The 1575-nt window shown below is 62.1% G+C and carries 1 protein-coding gene; it reads right to left on the bottom strand.

The window, feature by feature from the left end; translation table 11 throughout:
* Positions 1 to 64: 64 nt before the first annotated feature.
* The gene (locus AC07XB_RS38920) at positions 65 to 1522 is read right to left on the bottom strand and encodes an IS1182 family transposase (RefSeq protein WP_492833262.1); all 1458 of its coding nucleotides are present in this window, start codon (positions 1520 to 1522) and stop codon (positions 65 to 67) included.
* Positions 1523 to 1575 lie beyond the last annotated feature (53 nt).

Raw genomic sequence — 1575 nt, 5'->3', positions numbered from 1 at the left:
CAGATTGCTGACGAACCCCACATTTTTCGGAGTGTGGGGTTTTTTGTTTGCGACGGTGCTGGCGTCAGGCCAAGTCGAGACAGGTTGGTGCGATTCTGGTCAGACGGCCCAGAATGGCGCGCAGACCCCGTCGTAGGCCCGGGATGAGCCTCCATTGACGTAAAAAAAGGCGCGCGAGCACCAGGGCAATCTTCTTGATGTTCTGTGCAGCAGCGGCCAGCAAGCATTGCTCGGCGGCCTTGCGCAGCCCGCGCATGCGGGCATAGCGATGGCCGTGCAGTTCCTTCGCGTCGGCAAAGCTGCGCTCCACCGTCTCCTTACGCCGGGCATAAATGCGTTTGCCCCGCTCAGTCAGCCGCCTGGCGTCCACGCGCTCCTTGTCGCGCTCCCAGACATGGCGCACCACCACCTTGATCGCATTCGCACTGTTCGTGCACTGAGACCGCACCTCACAAGCACCGCACTGCCGAGGATCGGACTTGTATTCACGGTAGCCCTGTCGGTTGGTCGTGCTGTATGGCAGCTCGCGTCCTTGCGGGCAGACATAGACGTTGCGATAGGCATCGTATTCGTACTCGCGCTTGTAGAACGTGCCCGGCTTGTGGTTCGGCCGGCGATAGCCCATTACCCCGTCGATGCCCCGGCTCTCGAGGCCGTGACAGACTAGCGGCGTGAAGTAACCGGCATCCAGACCGACCGCCTGCACCTCAAAGCCAAAGCGCTCACGTTGCCGGTCCAGCCGCTCCAGATAGGGCTGGCTGTCGTGCACCGAGGCGGGTGTGACATGCGTGTCCGTGATGATCGCGTGCTTGGCGTCTACCGTCCGGTGGTCCAGGTAGAAGAACCCCTTGGGCTTGTCATCGCGCACCATGTACCCGCTCTCGGGGTCCGTGCGGCTGACCTTGATCTCTTTGGTCGGCGGCGAGCCACCTGCATCGTCGTCGCGCTTGAGCGGCTTCTTGCCGTGCGCGGCCCGGTCCACGTCGATGGCCGCATCCAGCTCGGCCAGGTAGGCCGACGGCGTTTGCTGGACCTCGACCACGTCGTACTTGTTCTTGTTGGCGTTGGCCTTCAAGTGCGTGCTGTCGGTGTACAGCACGCGCCCATCGACCATGCCGTGCCCCATCGCCTGGCGCACGATCTCGTCGAAGATCTCTTGATAGATCGTGGTGTCGGTGAAACGACGGCGCCGGTTCTGCGAGAAGGTGGAGGCATCCGGCACCTTGTCGGTCAGCCGGAAATCGGCAAACCAGCGGTAGGCGACGTTGACCTGGACCTCGCGCATCAACTGCCGCTCGCTGCGAACGCCGTACAGGTAGCCGATGAATAGTAGCTTGAAGAGCACCACCGGATCGAGCGCCGGGCGACCGTTGTCGGCGCAGTACAGGTGTGCGACCTTGGCTCGAATGAACTCGAAATCGACTGCGGCGGCGATCTTGCGCAACAGGTGATCGGCGGGAACCAAGGATTCCAGCGTCACCATCTCCAGCTCGTGCTGGTAAGGGGCGGGTGCTCTTAGCATCGCTCCATTATGAACAAAGCCTCCCGCGTTGGGGAGGCTTTGTCAGCAATCTG

The organism is Cupriavidus sp. GW821-FHT02F09 (assembly GCF_059421605.1).
Note: the sequence above shows the minus strand (reverse complement) of the source record. Positions and strands in the feature narration are given on the sequence as shown.

Excerpts from the sequence above, each read along its gene's own strand:
- AC07XB_RS38920 (WP_492833262.1), bottom strand. The coding sequence starts at position 1,522 with ATGCTAAGAGCACCCGCCCCTTACCAGCACGAGCTGGAGATGGTGACG.